Origin of the sequence: Streptomyces sp. NPDC096339 (assembly GCF_044762985.1) — a bacterium.
Lineage (GTDB): Bacteria > Actinomycetota > Actinomycetes > Streptomycetales > Streptomycetaceae > Streptomyces.
This window is the reverse complement of the sequence record NZ_JBIWFI010000013.1, coordinates 71,598-96,300: the sequence shown is the minus strand read 5'-3', so window position 1 is coordinate 96,300 and position 24,703 is coordinate 71,598. Positions and strand designations below refer to the sequence as shown.

General features: G+C 71.1%; 21 protein-coding genes. 10 read left to right on the top strand and 11 right to left on the bottom strand.

Going from position 1 to position 24,703, the window contains the following annotated elements; genetic code table 11:
- The first annotated feature begins 2 nt into the window (after positions 1 to 2).
- Positions 3 to 1,076: an NAD(P)H-dependent flavin oxidoreductase gene (locus ACIQ5Y_RS19005; protein WP_403881265.1), complete on the top strand. Its 1,074-nt coding sequence runs from the start codon at positions 3 to 5 to the stop codon at positions 1,074 to 1,076.
- A 30-nt stretch (positions 1,077 to 1,106) separates the two neighbouring features.
- Positions 1,107 to 2,042 carry a tyrosine-protein phosphatase gene (locus ACIQ5Y_RS19000; RefSeq protein WP_403881262.1) on the top strand — a complete coding sequence of 312 codons (936 nt, stop codon included), beginning with the start codon at positions 1,107 to 1,109 and terminating at the stop codon, positions 2,040 to 2,042.
- Between the two features lie 72 nt (positions 2,043 to 2,114).
- Here ACIQ5Y_RS19000 and ACIQ5Y_RS18995 read toward each other — a convergent pair whose 3' ends face one another.
- From ACIQ5Y_RS18995 to ACIQ5Y_RS18980, 4 genes are all read right to left on the bottom strand, one after another.
- Complete coding sequence (locus ACIQ5Y_RS18995; RefSeq protein ID WP_403881260.1) at positions 2,115 to 3,797, bottom strand: DEAD/DEAH box helicase; 1,683 nt, start codon at positions 3,795 to 3,797, stop codon at positions 2,115 to 2,117.
- A 101-nt stretch (positions 3,798 to 3,898) separates the two neighbouring features.
- On the bottom strand, positions 3,899 to 4,102 hold the full coding sequence (locus ACIQ5Y_RS18990; protein ID WP_079425878.1) for a cold-shock protein: 204 nt from the start codon (positions 4,100 to 4,102) through the stop codon (positions 3,899 to 3,901).
- 124 nt (positions 4,103 to 4,226) lie between these two features.
- Positions 4,227 to 5,432, bottom strand: a complete 1,206-nt coding sequence (locus tag ACIQ5Y_RS18985) for a sensor histidine kinase (protein WP_403881256.1) — start codon at positions 5,430 to 5,432, stop codon at positions 4,227 to 4,229.
- 88 nt (positions 5,433 to 5,520) lie between these two features.
- Complete coding sequence (locus tag ACIQ5Y_RS18980) at positions 5,521 to 6,603, bottom strand: transglycosylase family protein (protein ID WP_403881253.1); 1,083 nt, start codon at positions 6,601 to 6,603, stop codon at positions 5,521 to 5,523.
- Positions 6,604 to 6,821: 218 nt separating this feature from the next.
- On the opposite strand from ACIQ5Y_RS18980, the gene ACIQ5Y_RS18975 reads away from it, so the two are divergent.
- A complete protein-coding gene (locus ACIQ5Y_RS18975) occupies positions 6,822 to 7,475 on the top strand; it encodes a response regulator (protein ID WP_403881250.1) in 654 nt (217 codons plus the stop codon).
- A 741-nt stretch (positions 7,476 to 8,216) separates the two neighbouring features.
- The gene (locus ACIQ5Y_RS18970; RefSeq protein WP_403881247.1) at positions 8,217 to 9,584 is read left to right on the top strand and encodes a DUF445 domain-containing protein; all 1,368 of its coding nucleotides are present in this window, start codon (positions 8,217 to 8,219) and stop codon (positions 9,582 to 9,584) included.
- Between the two features lie 18 nt (positions 9,585 to 9,602).
- Here the strand turns inward: ACIQ5Y_RS18970 and ACIQ5Y_RS18965 are convergent, their stop codons facing one another.
- Positions 9,603 to 9,902, bottom strand: a complete 300-nt coding sequence (locus ACIQ5Y_RS18965; RefSeq protein ID WP_403881245.1) for a hypothetical protein — start codon at positions 9,900 to 9,902, stop codon at positions 9,603 to 9,605.
- A 45-nt stretch (positions 9,903 to 9,947) separates the two neighbouring features.
- Positions 9,948 to 10,127 (bottom strand): hypothetical protein, encoded by a 180-nt coding sequence (locus ACIQ5Y_RS18960; RefSeq protein ID WP_403881242.1) that lies wholly within the window; start codon positions 10,125 to 10,127, stop codon positions 9,948 to 9,950.
- Positions 10,128 to 10,316: 189 nt separating this feature from the next.
- On the opposite strand from ACIQ5Y_RS18960, the gene ACIQ5Y_RS18955 reads away from it, so the two are divergent.
- From ACIQ5Y_RS18955 to ACIQ5Y_RS18930, 6 genes are all read left to right on the top strand, one after another.
- Positions 10,317 to 10,853, top strand: coding sequence for a GNAT family N-acetyltransferase (locus tag ACIQ5Y_RS18955; RefSeq protein ID WP_403881239.1), 537 nt, complete (start codon positions 10,317 to 10,319; stop codon positions 10,851 to 10,853).
- 35 nt (positions 10,854 to 10,888) lie between these two features.
- Positions 10,889 to 11,878 carry a hypothetical protein gene (locus ACIQ5Y_RS18950; RefSeq protein ID WP_403881237.1) on the top strand — a complete coding sequence of 330 codons (990 nt, stop codon included), beginning with the start codon at positions 10,889 to 10,891 and terminating at the stop codon, positions 11,876 to 11,878.
- Positions 11,879 to 11,912: 34 nt separating this feature from the next.
- Positions 11,913 to 12,374, top strand: coding sequence for a very short patch repair endonuclease (locus ACIQ5Y_RS18945; RefSeq protein WP_403881235.1), 462 nt, complete (start codon positions 11,913 to 11,915; stop codon positions 12,372 to 12,374).
- Between the two features lie 81 nt (positions 12,375 to 12,455).
- Positions 12,456 to 14,555: a helix-turn-helix domain-containing protein gene (locus ACIQ5Y_RS18940; RefSeq protein ID WP_403881232.1), complete on the top strand. Its 2,100-nt coding sequence runs from the start codon at positions 12,456 to 12,458 to the stop codon at positions 14,553 to 14,555.
- Positions 14,552 to 15,535: a hypothetical protein gene (locus ACIQ5Y_RS18935; RefSeq protein ID WP_403881229.1), complete on the top strand. Its 984-nt coding sequence runs from the start codon at positions 14,552 to 14,554 to the stop codon at positions 15,533 to 15,535. The genes ACIQ5Y_RS18940 and ACIQ5Y_RS18935 overlap by 4 nt, the downstream gene beginning before the upstream one ends.
- Positions 15,532 to 16,482, top strand: coding sequence for a DUF6339 family protein (locus tag ACIQ5Y_RS18930; protein ID WP_403881226.1), 951 nt, complete (start codon positions 15,532 to 15,534; stop codon positions 16,480 to 16,482). Before ACIQ5Y_RS18935 ends, ACIQ5Y_RS18930 begins: the two co-directional genes overlap by 4 nt.
- A gap of 22 nt (positions 16,483 to 16,504) precedes the next feature.
- Here the strand turns inward: ACIQ5Y_RS18930 and ACIQ5Y_RS18925 are convergent, their stop codons facing one another.
- From ACIQ5Y_RS18925 to ACIQ5Y_RS18905, 5 genes are all read right to left on the bottom strand, one after another.
- The gene (locus ACIQ5Y_RS18925; protein ID WP_403881223.1) at positions 16,505 to 17,782 is read right to left on the bottom strand and encodes a DNA cytosine methyltransferase; all 1,278 of its coding nucleotides are present in this window, start codon (positions 17,780 to 17,782) and stop codon (positions 16,505 to 16,507) included.
- Positions 17,783 to 18,104: 322 nt separating this feature from the next.
- Complete coding sequence (locus tag ACIQ5Y_RS18920) at positions 18,105 to 21,062, bottom strand: Z1 domain-containing protein (RefSeq protein WP_403881220.1); 2,958 nt, start codon at positions 21,060 to 21,062, stop codon at positions 18,105 to 18,107.
- 17 nt (positions 21,063 to 21,079) lie between these two features.
- A complete protein-coding gene (locus ACIQ5Y_RS18915) occupies positions 21,080 to 22,060 on the bottom strand; it encodes a PD-(D/E)XK motif protein (RefSeq protein WP_403881217.1) in 981 nt (326 codons plus the stop codon).
- Positions 22,053 to 23,585: an ATP-binding protein gene (locus tag ACIQ5Y_RS18910; RefSeq protein ID WP_403881214.1), complete on the bottom strand. Its 1,533-nt coding sequence runs from the start codon at positions 23,583 to 23,585 to the stop codon at positions 22,053 to 22,055. Before ACIQ5Y_RS18910 ends, ACIQ5Y_RS18915 begins: the two co-directional genes overlap by 8 nt.
- Before the next feature lie 99 nt (positions 23,586 to 23,684).
- Positions 23,685 to 24,689 (bottom strand): tetratricopeptide repeat protein, encoded by a 1,005-nt coding sequence (locus tag ACIQ5Y_RS18905; RefSeq protein WP_403881211.1) that lies wholly within the window; start codon positions 24,687 to 24,689, stop codon positions 23,685 to 23,687.
- Positions 24,690 to 24,703 lie beyond the last annotated feature (14 nt).

Here is a 24,703-nt window from a genome sequence, read left to right as displayed (position 1 = left end):
TCATGGAGACGGCATTCACCAAACTCGTCGGCGTCGAGCACCCGATCGTGCAGACGGGCATGGGCTGGGTTGCCGGCCCCCGCCTGGTGTCGGGTGCGGCGAACGCGGGGGCCCTGGGCATCCTGGCCTCGGCGACGATGACCATCGAGCAGCTGCGGTCCGCGGTCCACGAGGTCAAGTCCCGGGTCCCGGAGGGGACTCCGTTCGGTGTCAACCTGCGGGCGGACGCCGGTGACGCGGCCGAGCGGGCGCAGCTGATCATCGACGAGGGCGTACGGGTCGCCTCGTTCGCCCTCGCGCCCTCCAAGGAGCTGATCGCGCGGCTGAAGGACGCGGGCGTCGTCGTCATCCCGTCGATCGGTGCCCGCCGGCACGCCGAGAAGGTGGCGGCGTGGGGCGCCGACGCGGTGATCGTGCAGGGCGGGGAGGGTGGCGGTCACACCGGGGACGTGGCCACGACGGTGCTGCTCCCGCAGGTGGTGTCCGCCGTGGACATCCCGGTGGTCGCGGCGGGCGGCTTCCGTGACGGCCGCGGCCTGGTCGCGGCGCTGGCCTTCGGGGCGGCGGGCATCGCGATGGGCACCCGGTTCCTCCTCACCTCCGACTCGACCGTCCCGGACGCGGTGAAGGCCGAGTACCTGAAGGCCTCGGTCAAGGACGTCACCGTCACCACGGCGGTCGACGGCCTGCCGCACCGGATGCTGCGGACCGCGCTGGTCGACTCCCTGGAGCGGGCGGGCCGCACCCGGGCGCTGGCCCGGGCCGTCCGGCACGCGGCCGGCTTCAAGAAGCTGTCCGGTCTGAGCTGGTCGCAGATGGTGCGCGACGGCTTGGCGATGAAACACGGCAAGGACCTGTCCTGGAGCCAGGTCCTGCTCGCCGCGAACACCCCGATGCTCCTCAAGGCGTCCATGGTCGAGGGCCGTACGGACCTCGGAGTCATGGCATCGGGCCAGGTCGCGGGGGTGATCGACGATCTCCCGTCCTGTGCGGAGCTCGTCTCCCGCGTCATGGCCGAAGCACGACAGGCACTCGAAGAACTGCACTCGCTCCGCACCCTGCCACCACCAGGGTGATCCCCCTTCTCCGTCACAGGAGTCGCACATATGAGCCGTGCCCGAATCCGCCTGGCGACCGCGGCGGCCGCCGCCGCACTCGTCATCGGGACCCTGCCCGCCTCCGCGTACGCGGCGACGGCGCCCGGAGCCGGGGTCAGTGCCCGGCACCACCACCACCACCAGCAAGCAGAACCGATCCGTCAGATCCCCCTCCAGGGCGCGGTCAACTTCCGTGACCTGGGCGGGTACCGCACCTGGACCGGCGGTCAGGTCCGCCAGGGCCTGGTCTACCGCTCCGACGCGCTGAGCAAGCTGACCGCCGCGGACGTCACCACCGTCTCCGGTCTGGGCCTCACGAAGGCCGTCGATTTCCGCGTCCCCATGGAGCTCCAGTACGACGGCGCCGACAAGCTGCCCGCCGGACTCGCCCCCACCTCGCGCCCGGTCAACGACCTCGGCCTCTTCGGCACCCTCATGGGCGCGATCGCCAGCGGCGACCCCGTCAAGCAGGAGCAGATGCTCGGCGGCGGCCGCGCCGAGGCCTACATGCGCGACGTCTACCGCAACTTCGTGACGAACCCCGAGAACCGGGCGCAGTTCGCTCAGACCGTGCGGGAGATAGCCGACGGCAAGCAGGGACCGCTGCTCTACCACTGCACCTCCGGCAAGGACCGGACCGGCTGGATGAGTTACGTCCTGCTGCGCGCGCTGGCCGTCCCGGAGGGCACCGCGGAGCGCGACTACCTGGCGTCGAACACCTTCCGCGCCACGTACGACGCCCAGGTGCGGGCGGGCCTCAAGCAGTCCGGCCGGATGCAGAACCCGGACCTGCTGATCCCGCTCCAGGAGGTCCGCCAGGACTACCTGGACGCGGCGACGGCGCAGATGGAGGCCGATTACGGCAGCTTCTACGGCTATCTGACGGACGGCCTCGGCCTGGACCTGCGGACGCTGGCGAAGCTCCAGAACAAGATGGTCCGCTGACGCGCAGCGGGCCACGAGAGCACTACGCCGGGCAGTGGGAAAAGCACTGCCCGGCGTAGTGGCTTACGGGGGTCAGACCGCCCGGCGGCGGCCCTGCCCGCCGGAGCCGACCCGGCTGCGCGCGGACGCCGCGGCGGCTCCGCCCGAGGTGGCACCGCCGGAGCGGCGGCCGCGTTCACCGGAGCCGGTGGCAGCGCCGCCGGCGCCGCCCTGTCCACGGCGGGCCTGGCCCGAACCGGAGGCCGCCGGGGCCTGCCCGGAGCCACCGCCGCCGGAGCGGCGGCCGCGGCCGCCGGCCGCCGGAGCCGAGCCCGTGGCGGAGCCGGTGCGCGGCCCGCCCGAGCGACGGCGCGAACCGGATCCGGAACCGGAACCGTTGCGCGGCTTCGGCGCGGCGGGCTGCTGCGGCACCTCCAGCACCACGGGGACGCCCGAGGGCTCCTTGGCGCCGGTCAGCCGGGCGAGTTCCTCGTCGGAGGACTTGATCTGCGCGGTGCGCGGGGAGATCCCGGCGTCCGACATCAGGCGGGTCATGTCCCTCTTCTGGTCGGGCAGCACCAGGGTGACCACGCTGCCGGACTCGCCGGCCCGGGCGGTACGGCCGCCTCGGTGCAGGTAGTCCTTGTGGTCGGTGGGCGGGTCCACGTTCACGACGAGGTCGAGGTCGTCGATGTGGATGCCGCGGGCGGCCACGTTGGTGGCGATCAGCGCGGTGACCTCGCCCGTCTTGAACCAGTCGAGCGTGCGGTTGCGCTGCGGCTGCGAGCGCCCGCCGTGCAGGCCGGAGGCGCGTACGCCCTCCGCGAGGAGCTTCTTGACCATGCGGTCGACGCCTCGCTTGGTGTCCACGAACATGATCACCCGGCCGTCGCGGGCGGCTATGCGCGTGGCCACGGCCTTCTTGTCGGTCTCGTCCATGACGTACAGGACGTGGTGCTCCATCGTGCTGACCGCGCCGGCGGACGGGTCGACGGAGAAGGCGACCGGGTCGTCGAGGAACATCTTGACGAGCTTGTCGATGTTCTTGTCGAGGGTCGCCGAGAACAGCATGGTCTGGCCGCCCTCCTCGACCTGCTTGAGCAGCGCCGTGACCTGCGGCATGAAGCCCATGTCGGTCATCTGGTCGGCCTCGTCGAGGACGGTGATCGAAACCTGCGAGAGGTCGGCGTCACCGCGGTCGATGAGGTCCTTGAGGCGGCCGGGGGTGGCGACGAGCACCTCGGCGCCGCGGCGCAGGGCGCCGGACTGCCGGTTGATCGACATGCCGCCGACGACGGTCGCGATGCGCAGGTTGACGGCCGTGGCGTAGGGGGCCAGGGAGTCGGTCACCTGCTGCGCGAGCTCGCGGGTCGGTACGAGGACCATCGCGAGCGGCGCCTTGGGCTGCGCGCGGCGACCCGCGGTCCGGGCCAGCAGCGCCAGGCCGAAGGCCAGCGTCTTGCCGGAGCCGGTGCGGCCGCGGCCGAGCAGGTCACGGCCGGCCAGCGAGTTCGGCAGCGTCGCGGCCTGGATCGGGAACGGCTCGGTGACGCCCTGGGCGGCGAGGGTCTTCAGCAGCGCCTCGGGCATGCCCATGTCCTCGAACGCGGCGACCGGCGGCAGCGCCGGCGCGATCGGCTCGGGCATGGTGAATTCCTGGGGCCGGGGGGCGGGGGCGGACTTCTGGCGTCCCGCGCCAGCCTTCGGACGTCCCTGGGCCGCACCTCGACCCCGGGTGGGGCGGCGGCTGGGTCGTGCGGAGCTGGAGCTGGTCATGCGAGAAAGCCCTCCTGAAACCGGCAGGTGAAACAAAGGTCGAGACAGCAGACAAGCCGGGGTCCGCACCTCACGGTGCGGACCCCGGCCAGCTGAAGAAATTAGGCGGGGATGATGTTCTCCGCCTGGGGGCCCTTCTGGCCCTGGGTCACGTCGAAGGACACGCGCTGGCCCTCGGTGAGCTCACGGAAGCCAGAGGTGGCGATGTTCGAGTAGTGGGCGAAGACGTCCGGACCGCCGCCGTCCTGCTCGATGAAGCCGAAGCCCTTTTCCGAGTTGAACCACTTCACGGTGCCAAGTGCCATTTTGAATCTCCTGAGTAGGCGGCAAGGGCCCCATCCGGAGATTCCGGCGAAAAACAATAAAAGCGCCTGAGGACATTCCCGTCAGGCGCACATAAAGTTCATGGGTACCACAACTGCAACGCCTCTAAGCTAGCACACGCCGATCCGGCAGCGTCGCCGCGAGGGTGTGACCTCCATCCGTGGCCGTTCCGGCACTCAGTGTGCCACCGACCTCGGCGAGGGCGGCCCGCAGCCCCGGCAGACCCATCCCGCCCGAGTCGAGCACGATCCGCTCGCCCTCGGGGGCGGTGTTCACCACCTCCAGGCGGACGTTCCCGCCCTGCGCGGAGAGGTTCATCCGCACCGCCGAGCCGGGCGCGTACTTGGCGGCGTTCGTGAGCCCCTCGCGGGCTATCCGCAGCAGCAGCCGCCCGTCGGCCGCGGGGAAGTCCCCGAGGCCCGGCTGCACCTGGTGGCCGATCTCCATTCCGGTGGCGCGCATGTTCCGGGCCAGGGCCGCCAGGAAGCGGCCCACGTCGACGGGTGCGGTGTACGCGCGCGCCCCGGCCGGGTCGGTCAGCATGTCCAGCACCTCCCTGACCTCGGCCATCGCGGCCCGCGCCGATTCCTCCACGGCCGCCGCACCCTCCCGTACGCGGGGGTCCGCCCCGGCGTCCAGGCGCAGGGCCGCGGCCTGCAGGGTGAGGGCGGTGAGCCGGTGGCCCAGACCGTCGTGGGTGCGCTGGGCCAAACGGGTGCGTTCCTGTACGACGGCCAGGTCGGCGGCCTGGTCCACGGCGGCGTGCGCCTGGCGGGCCCGCTCCCGCAGGGCCGCCATGACGTACCGGTTGCGGCGCACGGTCTCCCCGTACAGGCCCGGCACGAGGATGGCGCCGAGGACGAAGGAGGCGGGGTCGCGCCCCGCGTACCCGGCGGGCAGGAACAGGTCGCGCGTGACGACGTAGAAGACGCACATGAGCAGCCCCCCGACCAGCCGGTGGGCGCCGCCGTACGCGGCCAGCGCGTACGCGGCGAAGATCAGGGGCCCGCGGTCGTCGGAGACGAGGGTGGCCGCGGAGGCCATGACGGCCGGGATCCAGGGATGGGACCTGCGCCAGTACAGGGAGGCGGCGGTGGACCAGCCGACGGCCAGGCTGGTGGCGTAGTCCTGGACGAGCCCGATGCGGTGGATGTCCTGGAGGTTGAGCGTGCTGAGCAGCCCGCAGAGGACGATCAGGCAGATGTCGACGCGGCGGGCCCGGCCCGGATCGGGCGCGCCGGGCCCTTCACCGGTAAGCAGGCGCGGCAGGCGCTCCAGGAACCGTCCGACCTGCCCGGGCACGAACCGCATGCGGATATCCCCCCTCTTGTACGCAAACGTCCCCCCAGATTGCCCAAGTTCCGTCGAACGGGCATCCCGGGGGGACGAGGTGACGCGCTTACAGGGAGACGCCGTGCCGGGCGAGCCAGGACACGGGGTTGATGTCGGCGCCGTAGCTGTTGCTGGAGCGGACCTCGAAGTGGAGGTGCGGCCCGGTGGAGTTGCCGGTGTTGCCGGACGTACCGATCTGCTCACCGGCGGAGACGCGCTCGCCCTCGGAAGCGCCGGCCCGGGAGAGGTGGGCGGAGAGGGAGTAGCGGCCGTCGTCGTGCTTGATGACGACGGCGTTGCCGTACGCGCCCTGCCAACCGGCGGAGACGACGGTGCCGGCGGCGGCCGCCCTGACCGGCGTGCCGGTGGGGACGGCGAAGTCGATGCCGGTGTGGTGGCCCGCGGCCCAGCTGCCGGGCTGGCCGTAGCGGGCGCTGACGGACCCGCCGGAGACCGGCTTGGCGCCGCTGCCATTGCTCTCGGCCGTGGAGGACCGCGGGGCGGTGGACTTCGGCGCGGCCGGCTTGCTCGCACCGCCGGAAGCGGAGCCGCTGCCGTACGAGAGGCGCTGGCCCGGCATGATCACGTCCGGGTCGCCGCCGATGACGGAGCGGTTGTCGGAGTACAGCTTCTGCCAGTCGACCCCGAGCCGGGAGCCGATCCGGCCGAGGGTGTCACCGCCGACCACGGTGTAGGTGCCGCCGCCGGTGGCGGTGCTCCGCTCGGCCGGGGCGCTCTGCCCGGCCGGAGCGCTCGGGGCCTCGGGGGCCGGCCCGCCGCGCTGGAGCCCGGCGGCCTTGCCGCAGCTGGGCCAGGCACCGGGGCCCTGCACCGCGAGGACCTTCTCGGCGACGGCGATCTGCTGCGCCTTGGTGGCCTGGTCGGCCTGCGGCGCGTACTGCCTGCCGCCGAACTCCGCCCAGGTACTGGAGGAGAACTGGAGGCCGCCGTAGTAGCCGTTGCCGGTGTTGATGCTCCAGTTGCCGGTGGACTCGCACTGGGCGACCTCGTCCCAGGTGCCCGCCGACGCGGCGGCTGCGGGCTGTGCCACGAGGGCGACCGCGGCGGGGGCGGCGATACCGGCCACGACGAGGCCGGCGAGGGCACGGGTGCGGCTGCGGCGGGCGTGACGACCAGACGGGAAAGACATGCGGAGTTCCTGACTTCGGGGACATGACCGAGGCCGTGTGCGCCGTGGCGCTCTCGGCCTCGGTATCCACCGTCCGGGAGGGGAGGGGTGCCGCGAAGTCGCCGAAAGAGGACAAGGGGGACGGCAAATGGGGACTGAACGGGGAGCTTTGCGAGGCCTTTAGTCCCTATAAGCCGGTAATGTCCGCCATAAGACGGGTACTCAGGGAGGCGGGCGGCATGACGATCCGGATGATGGTGGTCGACGACCAGAGCCTCATACGGACCGGGTTGGTCACCCTGCTGGCGAGCGCGCCGGACATCGAGGTGGTCGCGCAGGCGCAGGACGGCGCGGAGGCGGTGCCGCTGGCGCGGGAGCACCGGCCGGACGTGGTGCTGATGGACCTGGTCATGCCGAAGGTCGACGGCATGGAGGCCACGCTCCGGCTGCTGCGGCTGCCGGAGCCGCCGCGGGTGCTGGTCCTCACCGGGTACACGGCGGACGACCTGGTGCTGGACGCGCTGCGGGCGGGGGCGGCGGGGTTCCTGCTGAAGGATCAGCGCCCCGAGGAGCTGTTCGCGGGCATCCGCACGGTGGCGGCGGGCGGCAGCGTGCTGGCCCCGGCGGTGATGCGGGTGCTGCTGGACCGCGCGGCCGACCGCCCCGAAGCGCCCGCCCACTCGGAACGGCTGGAGTCCCTATCGCCCGGGGAACGGGGCGTCCTGGCGCTGGTCGGCGAGGGCCGCACGAACCAGCAGATAGCCGAAGCCCTGCATCTCTCTCCGGCGAGCGTGAAGACGTACGTCTCCCGCATCCTGACGCAGCTGGACCTCTCGAACCGCACCCAGGCGGCGATCCTCGCCCACGAGGCGGGCCTGGTCCGTGCGGCGTAGCTCCGCCGGGGTTCCGCTGTCTGGTGCGGCGCCGTGCCGGGGGCTCCGCCCCGCGCCGCGCGCCTCCCGCGGGGTGGCGTGGTCTTGCCGGGCGCGGCACCGTTCCGGGGGCTCCGCCCCCGCGCCTCGCGCCTCCGGCGGGGTGGCGTGGTTTTGCCGGGTGCGGCGCCGCTGCCGGGGGCGCTGCCCCCGTGCCCCCGCGCCTCAAACGCCGGCGGGGCTGGGTGGTGTCCTTGGGCGGGACCGGCCGGGTTGGGGCGGGGGCCCTCCGGAGTGTCTCCTCGTCCTCGCGCCTGCGGGCACCGCGAGATGGGGCGGGGTGGTTGCGCGCTCGTCCTGCGGGGACCCTCCTGCGGACCCCCACCCCAACAGCACGCTCCCGCCCCGGCCGGGCGGGGTCTTGGCCGGACTGGCGGAGCGGGGGCACGGTGGGGCGTCCCCGCAGGACGAGCGCGCAACCAGCCTCAGCACTTTCACGGTGCCCGCAGGCGCGAGGACGAGGAGACGCCCCGCCGGGACACCGCGCAGGACCCGCACGACCGAGGCCCCGACCAGCAAAACCCAGCCCCTCCGGCGATTGAGGAGCGGGGTCCGGGGCGGAGCCCCGAATCGTTGACCCGCACCGGACAGCGGGCAGCACCCCTCGCGGGAGCGAAAGGGCGTGGCGGGAACTCCCTGGGCCTCCCGGGAGTCGGATGCTATGCAGACAAAACCGGCGCCCCAGGGGGAAGGCAGGAGCACGTGACGAACCGCACCACAGCCGGAGGCGACGGCACCGGCGACACCGGGAACGGCGCCGGCACGCTCGCCCCGCCCAGACCGGCGGCGTCGGCGACCGCTCCCGGGTTCGTGTTCTCCGCCGCCGACGAGGAGCGCCGCCGCGGTGTCCGCCGGATGAAGGCCACCGCGACCGGCCTCCTCGCCCTGGTCGCGCTGGTCTACGTACTGGCCAAAGTCGCCACGCACGCCTGGGGCGCCGGCGCCTGGGCCGGCTACGTCGCGGCCGCCGCCGAGGCCGGCATGGTCGGCGCGCTCGCGGACTGGTTCGCCGTCACCGCCCTCTTCCGGCATCCGCTCGGCCTGCCCATCCCGCACACCGCGATCATCCCGACCAAGAAGGACCAGCTCGGCGTTTCCCTCGGGGAGTTCGTCGGCGAGAACTTCCTCTCCTCCGACGTGGTCAGGGCCCGCCTCCACGCCCTGGGCATCGGCGGTCGCCTCGGTGCCTGGCTGGCCGAGCCCGCCCACGCGGACCGCGTCACCGCGGAGCTCGCCACCGCCCTGCGCGGAGCGCTGACCGTGCTGCGCGACTCCGACGTCCAGGCCATCGTCGGCGAGGCCATCACCCGCCGCGCCGAGACCGCCGAGATCGCCCCGGGCATCGGCAAGACCCTCGAGAAGGTCGTCGCGCAGGGCGGCCACCGGCGCGCCGTCGACCTGATCTGCGCCAAGGCCCACGACTGGCTCGTCACGCACGAGGGGTCGATCACGGACGCCGTCCAGGGCGGCGCCCCCGGCTGGACCCCGCGTTTCGTGGACCGCAAGGTGGGCGAGCGCGTCTACAAGGAGCTGCTCCGTTTCGTCACGGAGATGCGGGACATGCCGCAGCACCCGGCGCGTGGCGCGGTGGACCGCTTCCTGACGGACTTCGCGGCCGATCTCCAGTCGGACACGGAGACCCGCGCCCGCGTCGAGCGGCTGAAGTCCGAGCTGCTCGCCCGCGACGAGGTCCAGGACGTCATCACCTCCGCCTGGACCGCCATCCGCACGATGATCATCTCGGCGGCGGAGGACGAGCGCAGCGAGCTGCGCTTGCGCGTCCGCTCCTCCCTCCTCTCCCTCGGTGCTCGCCTGGCCACCGACGGCCGCCTCCAGTCGAAGGTGGAGGGCTGGATCGAGGGCGCGGTCGTCTACGTGGTCACCACCTACCGGACCGAGATCACCTCGCTGATCACGGACACGGTCGCGGCCTGGGACGCCGAGCACACCTCCCGCAAGATCGAGGCCCACATCGGCCGCGACCTGCAGTTCATCCGCATCAACGGAACGGTGGTCGGCGCCCTGGCGGGCCTGCTGATCTACACGCTGTCCCGCGCCCTGGGGGCCTAGGGTCCGCCGCCGCGGGTCTCAGCCGCGGTCGGCGACGGCCCAGGTGGTGGCGGCGACGACCCCGGCGGCCGCGAAGACGGCGGGCCAGGCGCCGACCTTCTTCGCGAGCGGGTGCGAGCCCGCGAAGCCTGCCACGTAGAGCGCCCCGAGTCCTGCCGCCACGGGGGCGCCGCCCCTTCGGTGCCATTCCCGGCCGGCCATGACCCCGGCGGCGCCGAGGACGACGCCGCCCAGGGGCCGCTTCTTGGTCCACCGGGCGACGGCGTATCCGCCGACCAGCCCGGCCGCCGCCACCGCGGAACTCGGTACCCGTGCCATGTCGAACTCCTTTGATCTTCTTGTCGTACGGGCTTTCCTGTGAGGCTAACGCGACCGCCGGGTCATCCGGCGGCCGCCCGATACTCCGACGAGCAGCAGCACGGCCCCTCCGATGACGGCATTCGGCACCACGTCCCGCACCGAGCGCGGCAGAAGCGCCACGATGCCCAGGACGAGGAGAAAGGCGAGCGCGCACCGGCCGGCCGCCCGAATCAGTCTTTCCATGGCCTCTCAACTCCGGCGCGGGGGTCCCCGACACGGAGGGCCGGGAGGGGATTTGTCGCACACTCGCCGGATCCGTGCGATGTGCGCCTTCGGAACCCGGACGGCATAAATTCGCTCTCCCCACCCAAACGGGAGATTCCCCGCCAGTCGCGCTCGCCCCGACCGCTCGACATCAGGAGCCAGGACATCGTGATCTGCTACGGAGCCGCCGTCCTCGACCTCGCGGACGAACTGGTCGACACCTACGCCGACGTCTTTTCCGCCCCGCCGTGGAACGAGGATGAAGAAACCATTCGCCAGTTCGCCGCCCGTCTCCAGGCGGACACCCGACGCCATGGATTCCGTACGGCCCTCGCCCAGTCGGAGGCCGGCATCGACGGCTTCGCCACGGGCTGGGTCACGCCTGCGGCCTTCCCCCGGGACCGGGCGTACCCGCAGGTCGCGGCCCAACTCGGCCGGGACCGCGTACGGGAGCTCCTGACCGGCGCGCTGGAGATCGACGAACTCGCCGTACGCCCCCACGCGCGCGGACGGGGCACCGGCCGGGCCCTGCTCACCGAGATCACGGCCGACGCCCCGGACGGGAAGGCCTGGCTGCTGACCTCCCGCCTCGCCACCGACACCGTGGCGACGTACCGCCGCCTGGGCTGGCACGAGGTGGCGGCCCTCCCCGGCACGGAGACCGGGGTGATCGTCTTCCTGTCCCCGGACCACCCGGACCGCTAGGGGTACGCCCTTCCGCAACCGGGCATACCGGCGCCATGATCACCGCGCAGCAGCCCAGGGTGGCACGCAGGCAGCTCGGCCTGGCCACCCGGCACCAACTGGTCGGAGCCGGCATCCCGGAGGGCACGATCACCTCCCGCACCCGCCCGGGAGGCCCTTGGCAGCGCTTACTGCCCCGGGTCTACCTCCTCCAGACCGGCCCCCCGGACCCGCGCCAGCGAGCCCTCTCCACCGTCCTGTACGCCGCGGAGCCCGCCTCGGACCCGCTGACCGGCGACACGGCCGCCCTCACCGGGGGCGCCGCCCTCGCCCTGCTCGGCATCCGCGAGGCCCCGCACGACCCGGCCGACGTGCTGATCCGCGCCCCGCGCAAACTCGGCGCCACCGCCTGGGTCCGCCCGCTCGCCACCTCCCGCTGGCCCGGCACCATCACGGTCTCGGGCATCCCCAGCACCCGCCCCGTCCGCGCGGCGACCGACTTCGCCTCCCGCGCCGACCACCCCGACCGGATCCGCTCGGTCCTCGCCCACGTGGTCCAGGCCGGCTGGTGCCACCCCCACGACCTGCACGCCGAGCTCCGGGCCGCCCGCCTCCTCACCCGCCCCGCGGTCCGAGCCGCCGCGGCGGAACTCCTCGCCGGAGTCCGCTCGATCGCCGAGGCCCGGGCCCGCGACACCCTCACGGCGACGGACCTCCCGACGCCCCTGTGGAACGCCCGCCTCCACACCCCGGACGGCACTTTCCTGGCCAGCCCGGACGCCTACTGGCCCGACGAGGGCGTGGCCCTGGAGATCGACTCGGCGGAGTACCACTACACGCGCGACGCCTGGCACGCCACGCTCCGCCGGCGCCTGCGCCTGGAGGCGCACGGCATCCTGGTGGCCAGCGCCACCCCGTCCATGATCCGGGACACCCCTGCGGAAGTCCTCGCGGCCCTCCGCACCTTCCTCGCCCTCGCCGCCACCCGCCCCATCCCACCGACGGCCGTCGTCCGCGGCCACCACCAGCTCGCGCTGCCCTTGTGAGCGGGGCGGTGTGCCGTCGGTTCACAATGGTGGGGTGGAGAAACTGGCAACGACGGCCACCGTGCGCACTCGAATGAGCCGCCAGAAGAGCCGCGACACCGGCGTCGAGGTGGCCTTGCGCAAGGCGCTGCACGCCAAGGGCGCCCGGTACCGGATCCACCGGAAGCCGGTGAAGGGCGTACGGCGTGAGGCCGACATCGTGTTCGGGCCCGCCCGCGTGGCAGTGTTCGTGGACGGTTGTTTCTGGCACGGCTGCCCCGTGCACGCCACGTGGCCGAAGAACAACGCCGAGTTCTGGCGGGACAAGATCGAGGGCAATCGGCGTCGGGACGTGGACACGGACGCCCGGCTGGCCGAGGCGGGATGGCTGGCCGTGCGCGTCTGGGAGCACGAGCGGGCGGACGAGGCGGCGGTGCGCGTACTCGCCGTCGTCGACGGTCGCCGGCCCGGTTCGCGGCGCGAGGCCCCGCGGCAGGGGGCCGTCTCGGATATTTGACGTCACTCTCCGTGTCAAATAAGCCCTGTTAAGGTGATCACGAAGTACGTCGTGGGGAGCCGAACGGCAGGGGGGCGATGCATGGAGCACCGAGGCGAGGACTTCGGCCTCTGGCTCGCGCGGCAGTTGGACCGGACGGACATGTCGCAATCCGACCTGGCAACCCGACTGGGGTTGAACCGTGCGGCCGTTGCCGCCTGGGTGAACGGGAGCGCGGAGCCTCGCGACGAGACCAAACGGTCACTGGCCGAGGTGTTCGGCACCCACCCGGCCCCGGGCCCGGTCGACGATCGAACGCGCGACAGGGCAGCGCACCGGCCGTTGCGGTGGCACCATCGCACGGCCCATGCCGACGGCGGGCGCGAGTACGGCAACGCCGCCGCCTTCGCATTCGACGCGGACGTGGCCGTGCTGGCCAGGGAAGCCACCCAGAACGCGCTCGACGAGCGGCTCGACACCAACGCTCCGGTTCGAGTGCACTACACCCTCCACGAATTGACGGGCGAGCACCTCTCCTCGTTCCTGAAAGCGCTCCGATGGGACGAACTGCGCCCGCACTACGACCGGGCGGCCTCGGCGGAGCAGAAGGTGTCGAGGAGCCTGCGGGCGGCATTGGACGAACTGGAGTCGAAGAACTCGCTGCTCCTGCTGCGCGTGGACGACTTCAACGCCAATGGGCTCACCGGGCCGGAGTACCAGGACGGTCGATTCGCCGCTGTCGTCAGGCGCCAGCTCGACAGCCACAAGCAGTCCGCCGGCCGTGCGGGGGGCTCCTACGGCCTGGGCAAGGCGACGCTGTGGGCGGCCAGCCGATTCGGCCTCGTACTCATCAACTCCACGCTCTCCGAGCCGCACGAGGGCAGGACCGAACGGCGCCTCATCGGACGTCTCGACCTGCCGTGGCGGCAGGTCGACGGGGAAGCGTTCGCGGGTCCGGCCTGGTTCGGCGAGCCGGACACCGACCCGGCGCACGAGGGCGTGTCCCGCTCGTGGTGGGCCGACGAGGAGACGACGCGAAGCCTGCACATCGAGCGGCGATCGGGAGAACCCGGCACGTCGTTCCTGGTGGTGGGCGCCCACGACGCCTCGGGCGACGCCGAAGAACTGCGCGACCTGCACGACAAGGTGGTCCGATCGCTGGCCGACGGCTTTTGGGCGGCGATGATCGGAGGCGTCGTGGCCGGGCCCTTGCTGGAGGCGCGCGTGTCCGCGTTTCGTGACGGGCAGGTGGTCGTGCCCGAGGAGCGGGTCGATCCGTACGGCCGGCACCCCGCCTTGAGCCGCGCGCTCCAAGCCCACCTCGACGGCCGTACGGTCGACAGCCTGACGGCGCAGGACCAGGTGGCACGGGTTGAAGTGCCGCTGATCGTGACCCCGTTGAAGGGCAAGGGAAGGGCGAGGGACAAAGGCCGGGAGCATCCGGCGGTCCTCCTGCTCACGCCGGCGGCCGACGCGGACGAGCGGCACAGCCGGGTGGTCTGCATGCGCGGCAACCGCATGACCATCACGGAGCACAGGCCGCGCGAACTGCCCCTGGGGACGATGCCCTTCCAGGCCGTGCTGCTGGCCGGTTACGCGACGGAGCGGGAGGGCGAGGACGTGGCATTGGCCGAGCGGTTCCTGCGCGCCTCGGAGCCGCCCGAGCACGACCGTTGGGACCGTACGGAGGAACTCACGTCGCTCTACGAGCGCGGAGCCGTCAGCCGCCTGAAGGAGTTCCGCAGCGATGTCGACAAGGCCGTACGGGCTCTGGTGGGCAGGCGCGAGACGAAGAAGGCGGGCGGTCCGGCGGCGCTGCGCGAACTGCTCGCCTGGGACGCGACCACCGGCTCGGCGCGCAGGACGCAGGGTTTCCCCTCGATCCGCGCGGTGACGGCGAGGGTGGAGGAGTCCGGTGCCTGGAGCGTGGCCGTGGAGGTCGGGCTCCCCCTCGCCGAGGACCCGTGGCGGTTGACGCCCGTGGCGAAGTTCGACGTGCGCTCGGGAGGCCGTCCGGTGGTGGAATGGGCGGCCCTCGCGGCCGAGGAGGACTGCCGGGTGGAGGAGGGCGACCTCGTCGTCGAGCCGGGAGTGCGCAGGGCGGTCTTCCGCGGCGTCACGGATCCGGCCACGCACCCGGTGCGCAGCGGGTACGCCCGACTGGTCGTGGAGGTCCAGAAGGCTCGCGGAGGTTCGGCGTGACGGCGGTCTTTCCCTATCCGACGCTCTTCGGGGACGTGGAGCTGCAGGTCGTGTCGGTCACGGTGGACAACCGGGAGCTTCCCTACGCGATGATTTCCGCCGTGGATCGGGCGGTGGCCCTGCATCAGAGCGGGCGCGGCGCGTGGGATCGGGCCCGGCTTCGGCTCTCCGTGAGCTTCCCCGAGGCGGAGCTCCGGTCGGGCCCGTGGACCGATGTGGTGTTCCTCGCCGTGCTCGCGGAGAAGGCGACCAACGCCCGTACGACCGCGGTGCTGTCGCGGGCGGCCGACGGGACGATGCGGGGGACCATCGAGCTGGACGGCGCGGCCCATCTGCGGCGGGCCACATTGAGCGTGTTGGTGGTCGGGACGGTGGAAGGCGTGGCCGGTCGGCTGCTGGGTTGCGCCACCCAGGACTGGTACGTAGACCTGAAGGCCGCGACACCCGCCAGGCAACGCGAGATCGAAATCGTCGAGGTGGATTTCAAGGAGGGCGAGCACGAGTGGCTTCGGCCCTACAAGGAATCCGCCTGGATCGTCGAGACCACGGGTGACGTTCCGACCGTGTACCTCAACACCGGCGCCGTCGAGGGGTTGATCGAAGCGCTCGGCGGGTCGGGTGGCAGCCCGGCGCGGCGGATGCTGCGGGACCTGGCGGCCACTCAGATCGCCCAGGACGCCTGGACCGCCATGTTCCACACGGCCATCAGCGACCTGGACGCGGACGAGGACGGAACACCGGTACTCCCGAAGGGATGGCGGGAGTCGGTGCTGCGGTCGATGCTCCCGGACGTGCTGCCGGGCCGCCAACCGACCGACGCGCTCCACGAGATCGCCGAACGGCGGACCAAGGGCTACGGATGGGCGGAGATCCAGACCGGCGTGCAGTTCGCGGCCGGCAGGCGCAGCCGCGCGACGAGGAACCTGACCAATGCGGTGCGTTCCGTGCAGAACCTCGAAGGGGCCGGTGGTACGAGGTGAATCGAGTCGACGGCAGGGACCTGCCCGCGGAGCTCGGCCTGTTGGCGGACGCCTCGGTGGCCAAGTACCTCGGTCGGGCCGTGCGGACCGGCCAGGAGCGACCGCCTCAGGTCGCGCTGCGCAGAGCGGCCGGACAGCTGGGTGCTGCGCACCGGTGGCGGACCGAGCCGGTGCGTGTCCTGGTCGACGAGGCGATGCGACGTTTCGAGGACCACCGCACCGCCGCGGACGGATGGTTCGCCCCTCGACTGCACGCGACGCTGCGCATGACGCGGGCCGAGGCCGCCGACGGCCGGCTGTGGAACTTCATCGCGATGGTCGTCGCTCCCGACTACGTGGCCTGGCGGCATCGGGGGGCGGACACGGACGCGGGTCCCGGCGCGGCGACGGCCGCGCGTTTCTGCGGGCCGCACTACACGCAGGCCTTCGCCCGACTCTGGTGGGCCGCCGAGTTGTTCCGCGACGGGGCCGACTACCGCCCGATCGAGCTCGCCTGCCGGGTACAGGACGTGTTGCAGACCACGATGCGCCTGGACGTCATCGACCACCGTCCGACCGCTCAGGCGATCCTTCGCGTACTCGAACGGCAACTCGCGGCGGGCGTGTCCCGGCCCGGGGATCAGGTCAACGCGCTCTCCGCGGCGGTGAACGCGGCCGGCAGCACCCTGGTGTACGACGTACTGGCACCGGACCGGCCGGCCGACACCGATGCGCTCCAGGATTGGATCGACGAGGCGGAGGACGCGGCGGGGGTTCCCTGGGATCGGCTGCCGGAAGGTCCCGGGGACGGCGGCGTGAGCCGTGCCTCGGTCGAGGCGCTGGTCCCGGTCTTCGAGCAGTTGTTGGCGGAGGCGCCGCTGCGGGACCGTGCGGCGAGGAGGAAGGACGTCCCCGCGCCTCGGCCGGCGGACGGAGTGGTCCTGACCAAGGCGTCGGACCGCCTCTGACGGGGCGGCCCGACGGTGTGGGTCAGCTGTGCGGGGCCAGGAAGGTGTGGATGGCCTGCGCCAGGGTCCTGCCGAGGCCGACGGGCACGGCGTTCCCGATCTGACGGGCGATCTCGATCTTGGTTCCGTACCACTTGAAGGTCTCGGGGAAGCCCTGGATGAGCGCGGCCTCGTAGTGGGTGATCGGCCGGTTCTCCGTCGGGTGCAGGTAGCGACCCTTTTCGGGCTTGTAGAACTCCGTGCGGATCGTCACCGAGGGCGAGTTCTTCCGCATGCGGCCCATGACGTCGCCGGATCCGGAATTGTGTTTGTCCCAGCTCTCGGTGGAGAGGTAGAACTCCTGCCCCCGCAGTCGGCCGTAGTCCTTTTCGGTGGAGAGGCGAATGCGGCCCGTCCGGTCGAGGCGATAGCTGACCCCGCGGAGATTGTTCCGGTTTCCGTTCTCGGGGATCGCCATGTACCTCGCGCGGGAAAGATCCTCCGGGTTTCGACCGAAATGCAGATCCGTCGTGAGGTAGTGCCCGGGGACGGCGCCGGCCGGATCTCCCTCGCCGCGCGGATCGGGCATGCGCTCCAGGATCGGGCGCTTCGCGGAGACGTCGAAGACCTTCGAAACCGGAACCCAGCGGGGCAGGGCCTGACCGCCGGGCATGGCGGCGGAGAGGGCGTCCTGCGTCCCGTCGGATTCGTATCCGTTCTTGTGGTGCGTCGGTGCGGGGTGCCGCAACGGCTCGGTGAAGTCCTTGTGGGTGCAGATGACGATGACGCGGCGCCGCGCCTGCGGGACCCCGTAGTCGGCCGAGTTCATCACGGCGGGCACGACCGTGTAGTCGTGGAGCGGGTGCCCCGGGGTCGCCGAGGCCGAAAGCAGCTCCGCGTACTGGGGGGACTTCAGGAAGCGGTCGACGTTCTCGATGACGAAGATCTTGGGGTGGACCTTGGCCACCACGCGGACGTACTCCTGCCAGAGCTCGTTGCGGGGGTCGGTCGGGTCCTCCTTGCCGAGACCGGAGAAGCCCTGGCAGGGCGGGCCGCCCATGATCACGTCCACCTGACCCTTGAAGGGCGTGGGATCGAACCCCGCGATGTCACCGGCGAAGACGTGAGCGCCGCCGAAATTGGCCGCGTAGGTGGCGGCCGCGGCCCGGTCGAACTCGACGGCGGCGACCGAAGTGAACGGACTCGCCGTCCCCTCGGGGAAGTAACGATTGAATCCCGAGGAAAAGCCCCCAGCCCCGGCGAACAGGTCCATGACGCGGATCTGCCCAGGTTGAGACGGCTGGGGCTGCTTTCTGGTCATGGGGGTCAAGTGTAGTCACCGAGCCGCAGGCCCATTGCGTCTCTCCCGGTTCCTCAGGCCCGCAGCGCGGCCGCGATGGCGGTGCCCGGCGCACATCCGACAGGAGGCGGTGAGGCATGCCCCACCTGTCGGTACATCGCGGTTGTCGAGCAGGAGGACGGGATCGAAGCCGGACTGTTCGAGGCCCAGGGCCGGCCCGCCGGCGCCCGAGCAGATGTCCGGGGAGCGGAGCCGTTCCGTCTTTCCCGTGTCCATGCCGCCCCCGAATTCCCCGTGAGGCGGCGAGACGGGCTGCCCGCCTCGCCGCCGTGCCACCGGGAGATCAACCCCTGTCGATCTCCGAGACGTCGATGATCGCATCGGCCTTGGAGGAGACGGTCGTGAATTGGACGACCTGTCCGTTCGCACTGCCGGCCGACTCGGGTGCCACGAAGGTGAACGCCATGACGATCTTGTCCGGATCGATGCGTCGGTTCGTGTCGATGGAGTGCTGGTGAGCCGTCTCGATGACCGGGTACAGGACGATCGCGCCGCGGCGTTCGGTGACGAGACGCTCCGTGGCACCGTCCCCCGAGGACTGGAGCGCGCCCGCGATCCGGTAGGCGACCGCGCGGTGCTTCTTGTCGCTGATCGCTCCGAAGAGGGGCCCTCGTTCCGCGCGGCGGTCACGGGAGAACCACGAGTACGACCGGCCGGCCGAGCCGAGGGCGACGGTCTTGGCCTCCCCGCCCGAGGCGTGCTGCGGAGCCAGTACGACCCAGTCGTCCACCTTGCCCGCCGCGGTGATCTCCGAGAGGTACCGAAGGTGCGGAAGGAAGTGATCGGCGACCTCCCAGCGCAGATCGCGGAGCGTCTCCAGGATCGTGGCGGCGGGGAAGACGCCGCTCAGGGCGGGGAAACGGTGGACGACGCCGTTGTCCGGGAAGCGGTACGCAAACGTCGTCGCCTGCGAACCGAGGGATTCGAGGTGCGGAAGCCACAACTCCGTGTTGCGCCGGAGGTCCGCCCCCTTCTGCGGATAGGCGGTGGGTTCCTCCCATCGTCCGGCGGACCGTACGAGTTCCAGCCGGGCGTTGTACATCTTGTTGGGGCTGGTCGGCTTCAGCCACGGCAGGTGCTGGGAGACCAGCGGAGGGACCTGGGCGGGAGTGATCTGCGGGCGGCCGTCCACCATCACGGAATAGCGGTGCAGCTCCGAACGGAACGCCTCCTCGTCGAGGCAGATCGCCTGGAAGGCGTCGTACAGATCCACCTCGGTCCGCCCCATGGTCTCCTTGCGCCCGAGGTAGAGGCGCACCAGATCGCGGTACCCCTTGCGGAATCCGAACCAGCGTCCCATCTGCATGAGGGTGGAGGCGTTTCCGGCCCGGCGACGGAAGAATGACACGGTCAGACCCTCGACCGTGAAGCCGCGGGCCAGCTTCTGGCCTCCGATGAGGATCTTCCAGATCGGACGCTTGTCGAAGTCGGCTTCGCCCGTCTCCAGATCCTTGTCCCCGTTCACGACGATGATCGGTTGACCGTCACCACCGATGCGCACGCTCGCCGGGCCGACGTGACGCATCAGCTCGTCGTAGGAAGCGGGCACCGCCTGCCCGTTCGCGCGGACCTCCGAGACCGGGGCGACATCCGTCTCGAACAGCTTGCGCAGTCGCTCGTGCCCGCGGGGGCCGGTGTATCCCGCGTTGTGCCACAGGTTCAGGACCCGATCGTGCAGGTCACGGTGGACTCCGGTGCGCACCGACTCGTGGATGAGCATCGTGTGGTGCTCGAAGTATCCGTCCCCGAGCCCGCCCGCTTCCTCCCGGTACAACTTCATGGCGGCCGTCAGCACGAACATGTCCATGGCCTGCTGGAGGCAGGTGTCGTCCTCCGCGTCGTCGACGATGTCGCGGACGTGAGCCTTCTCGTTGGAGTTGGCGACGGTGAGCTCGTGCTCCTCCACCTCGATGTCCAGATCGTGGAAGTCGCGAGCCCCCATGTACCCCTCGGGGCGGGGCAGGGAGATGAGGAAGTCCTTGGGGAAGATGTCCTCGGTGTCGCTCGGGTCCACGAAGACGTTCGCGAACGGCGTCGCCGTGTAGCCCACGTACTGCGCACGCGGCAGCATGTTCAGCAACTTCGAGATCTGCTCGTTGATCGCGCTGCGCTGGACGTCCGGCTTCGAGGTGTTGACCGAGGCCTCGTCGGACTCGTCGTCGATGATGAGGACGGGGATCTCGGCCAGCGGCGTCTTGATCTTGCCCAGGTCCTTGACGAGCTTGGCGAGCACCGTCTTGTTCTTCTTGACCACCATCAGCCGTGCCGACGAGCGGTGCAGGTTCTCCCGGTCGTACAGCGGAAGGGCCGGTTCCCGCTTCTCGAACTCCAAGGCGGTGATGCCCTGCAACAGGCTCTTGTAGTCGTCGTCGCGCGTGGTCATGCGCACGATGTCGAACGCCCCGAGCGCGGACGGCAGGCTGCCGTGGCTCACGAACCTTCCGGCCGTCCAGGCAGGGTCGTCGGCGTAGTCCGATTCCAGCTCGTCGGCTCCCCGCAGGATGTTCTCCTTGCCGACCAACTCCATGTCGAGACGCCGCTGGGTCTGGGCCCGCAGCATGTTGAGCGTGCCCCCGAGCACGATCACCAGTCGATAGCCCGCGTCCACGGCCTTGGCCATGACCCCGGTGAAGTTCGCGGTCTTGCCCGACTGCACGTAGCCCACGACGAGACCCTTGGACTGGTACACCGCCGAATCGGTCGGGTCGGCCAGCCGCTCGATCACCTGGTCGGTCGCCACGTCCAGCGCGGCCACGGCATCGGCCGGCCACCCCTTGGCGGTGAGCAGTCCGCGATAGGCCGGCCAGTAGTGGGGTCGACCGACCTGGGACCGGGGCGAGTACCAGGGCTTGTGCTCCGGGCTGATCACCACGGAGACCGCCGCCTTCGACACGGGAACCAGCCCGTCGAGCAGTGCGCTCGTGACCCCTTCGAGTTTCAGCAGGCGATGGATGTCGGCCCTGCGCCCATCCGTACGCGGCAGGGTGTCGGTCCAGGCCGGTCGGTCGGCGTAGTCCCATCGCGTGAGCTGCTTGCGCCACAGCTCGACCAGCTGATGCGTCGAGCGGGACCCCTTGAGCGCCGCTTGGAAGTCCGCCTCGTCGGCGCATGCCGCGGCTTCCGGGGACATGTCCTCGGCCTGGTACGCCAGGGCACGGGCCAGGCTCTTCGGCCTGCTGCCGTCGAGATCGGACAGCACCGCACTGTGCAGTTCGAGCCGGATGGTTTCGATGCTTGTCAATTGAGGGTCCTCGTCGGTCACGGAAGACGGAAGTCGGTGAGGTCGACCGGCGAGCCGGGCGCCGAGCTCAGGTGGGACACGTCCATGCGGTAGTCGATCGACGAGACGTGCTCTCGGACGGAGAGGGGAATCATCGACTCCGTCAGCCGCGGCAGTCGGTCGGCCGGAACCAGCAACGGTGCCGTGCGCAGGGTCCAGCGTTCGTCGTCCGGATCGTTCTCACTCCAACCAGCGGCCGCGAGAGCGCTTTCCAGACGAACGGAAGCGATGTGGTGCGCCGCGCGGGCATCACGGACCACCGAGGCCACCGACTCGCCGAGGGACCGGCCGCCGAGGCCACCACGCGTCAGTTGAAGAGAGGCGAACCAGAGGGGTCGCCCGGAGGTCTCCGTGAGCTGATGGATCCCGTGAACGGTGTGTCGACGCCTGTCGGAGGCGGTGGTCTTCACCTCGAGATCGGACTCGGGCAGCCCGAAATCGTGCTGCTCGGCCCTGGGACCCGTCCACGCCTCGATCGCCTGCGCCCACCCGTGGGAGCGGGCCACGGCGCGCAGCACCGCGAGCTCTCCGTGCAGCCCTGTGCGACGCTCCGCACCAAGGCCGCGCGGCCGGTCGAGCAGCCGGCCCCAGGCCTGGACCGTCTCCTCGAAGGCCTGGTCGAGATCGCGTCCGCCGGTGACGATCCGGTCCGCGACGGCGATGAGCAGATCGTGGAAATCGCGCATCAAGGCCACGTGGGTGGTGTGGATGCGCGCCATCCGCGTTCCGTCGCGCCGCACTTCGTCGATGGTCACCGCCGGCAGCGGTGAACGCGGGGGCTGTTGCCGACGGTCGAGTTCCACCTGGAGCGAGATCTCCTGCCCGCCGTCGCCGATCTCGTACCAGACCGCGCGTTCCGCGGACGGTGCGGAGAGCCGGTAGCCGGCCGCCTGCCGTTCCCCGAGATAGTGCTCGACGGTCGACCAGGCGAGCTCCGGGCACCCGGCGGCGTCAGTCATCGTCGCCCATGCGTTCCAGTTCGGTGCGTGCGGCGGCGACCAGGATCGACTGCCACAATTGAAGGTTGTCCTTTTCGCGGCTCCCGCTGTACTCCTTCTCGAATACCTGGTGGAGCAGCAGGTACACGAGGGACTTCAGGGTGGGGGCGTCATTGAGGCCGCCACGCCTTCCGCCGAGAATCGCCGACCGGTAGTGGTGGTTCAGGGCGATGGTCCGTTCTTCCCTGTCCACTTCGAAGAACAGGCCGTTGTCCAACGCCTGCCAGCGGATGGCGATGGGTTCCTCGCCCGGCAGCAGGGGCAGTTCCTCCTCGATCGCCTCCCGTACGGCGGGATCGAAACCCTTGCCCGGACCGATGACGGCCTTTCGCGTGGTTCCCGCCCGCTTGCGGGCCTCGCGATGGACCGACTCGGAATCCGCGACGTAGTCGACGAAGAGCCGCCCCTCGGCGTCCCGCGCTTCTTCCAGGGCGGCGATGAATTCGGGGGACACCTCCACCCCCTCCTTCTTCACGGTCAGCCGGAACACGTCATTCGCCTGCGGCGGAAGGTCGACGGCGACACGGGAGAGCGAGAGGTGCTGATCCGGCTGGCGGAAGTTGTTCCACCCGCCCGCCTGCACGAGACGATCGTGCCGGTAGAAATAGAAACCCTGGCGCTCCAGGACGGAGCCGACGGCCTTGTATCCGTCCAGGGTCGACTTCGCCGGCCAGATGTGGGCGTCGAGGGACACGGGGACGGCGGAGGCGAGATCCGCGGTGAAGCGCCGAGGGTAGTCGGCGTGGCCCGGGACCGGGTATCCGAACGGGTCGAGGGGCTCGACCCCGAAGTTCATGTACTCGGTTCCTGTGTTCACGTCCTCGACCGCGATCGTGATGTTGAAGTCGTCCTTGGCGAGGAACCTGTGCAGGTAGAGGCCGAGCTGGAGGCCGAGTTGATTGATCGTCCGATGCAGGTAGCGGTCGGTCTGCCCGCCGCCGCCGTTGCGGGGGAAGTTCTTCACCCCGTCCCAGCGGATGACGGTGCCCTGCCAGGTGATCGGGCGCTGGGCGTACCGGTCGATCAGACTCTGCGCGTAGTCGGCGGCCACGATGTCGCACTGGTATCCGTGTACGGCCCGTTCCATGAGCCAACGGCGCCCCACGGCCCTGGTCCTGCGCGTCTTGCTCACGACCGTCACCCCGGACGCGTGGCTCAGCGATGCGGACTTCAGACCGGTGCCGAACATTCCGAGGGCGTCGGAGGCGTAGTCGCGTCGGCCACCGACGGTCATGGCGACATCGAGTTCCTCTTCGGACATCCCCTTCCCGTCGTCGATGACGAGGAGGCTCACGAGCCTGTCCTCGTCACGCAGAAAGTGGATGACGACGTCCCGGGCCCCGGCGTCGATGGAATTGTCGACGAGATCGGCGATGGCCACCTCGAACCCGTATCCCTGGCTGCTGAGCGCCTCCATGTACCGGGCGTCCGGAGGGAGGTGCTTGCTGCCCGTGGTGGGAACTTCGAACTGCCAGTCGTCGGTCATTACCTGCCTCGGGGATCGTCGAATCGAGGACGAGCCTAATCCGCTCCTTTCGCCTTCGGCAGGTCTGGGGGGACGGGGCCGGAATCGACGACCGCGGAATCAAGGGCGCGTTGCGGCGTGGCACTCGTTGTACGGCTTGCCCGAGGCGCACCAGCAAGGGGCGTTCGGGGCCGGGGGCCAGGGGGTGGCCTTGCCGCGGGCTGCCAGCGTGGTGGCGTATTCGGCCAGGAGGGAAGGGGAGGCCGGGGAGGTCTTCTCCGAGGCCGCGAAGGCTTCGTAGGAGGGGACGCTGGCCGTGACGATGCCGAGGTTCGTGGTGCCCGAGGCGGCCAGGGCCCGCAGGGAGGACTCGATCTCGCGCAGATGGGCCTCGTGTGAGGCGTACTCCGTGGCCAGGGTGGGGTACGAGGTGAGGAGCTCCGCCAGTTCGCGGGCCGGCCAGTGCAGGATCGCCACCGGGAAGGGGCGGGACAGGGCGGCACGGCGGTCACCCAGCTCGGCGCGCAGGCGGGCGATCTCGGCGCGGAGTTCGGCCGGGTCGTCGGAGCCCAGGGCCCAGATGCGCTTCGGGTCGTGGAGTTCGTCGAGGGGGATCGGGCCGATGTGGCGGGTGTCCGCGACCATGTCCCAGTCGTCGTGCTGGAGTCCGAGGAGGCGGCGGACCCGGTGGCGGCCCGTCAGGAGCGCCGTGGTGGCGGGGGTGAGGGGCTCCTCCTCGGTGATGAGGAGGGCCGCGGCCTCGGTGAAGCAGTCGTGCGAGGCCTGCAACTCGTCGTGCGTCTCCAGGGATTCGGCGATGACCTCCCAGGGCGCCGGGTCCTTGGGGGCGGCCGCGCGGATGCCCGAGATGAGGGCGCGGGCCTCCGGCTCGTGGCCGTACTCCCAGAGGTTCGCGGCCTGGAGGGCCTTGATCAGGTGGGGGTTGGCGGGCGAGCCGGCGAGGAGTTGGTCGTACAGCGCGCTGGCGCGGTCCCGGGCGTCGCCCAGTTCGAGGTGGGCCGCGGCCTGGAGGAGCAGGGGCTCCTGATCCTCGGGGTAGCGGGTCGCCGTGCGGATGAGGCGCTCGGCTTCGGCGATGTGCTCGGCAGGCGTGTCAGGGCGCATGGTTGACACCGTAC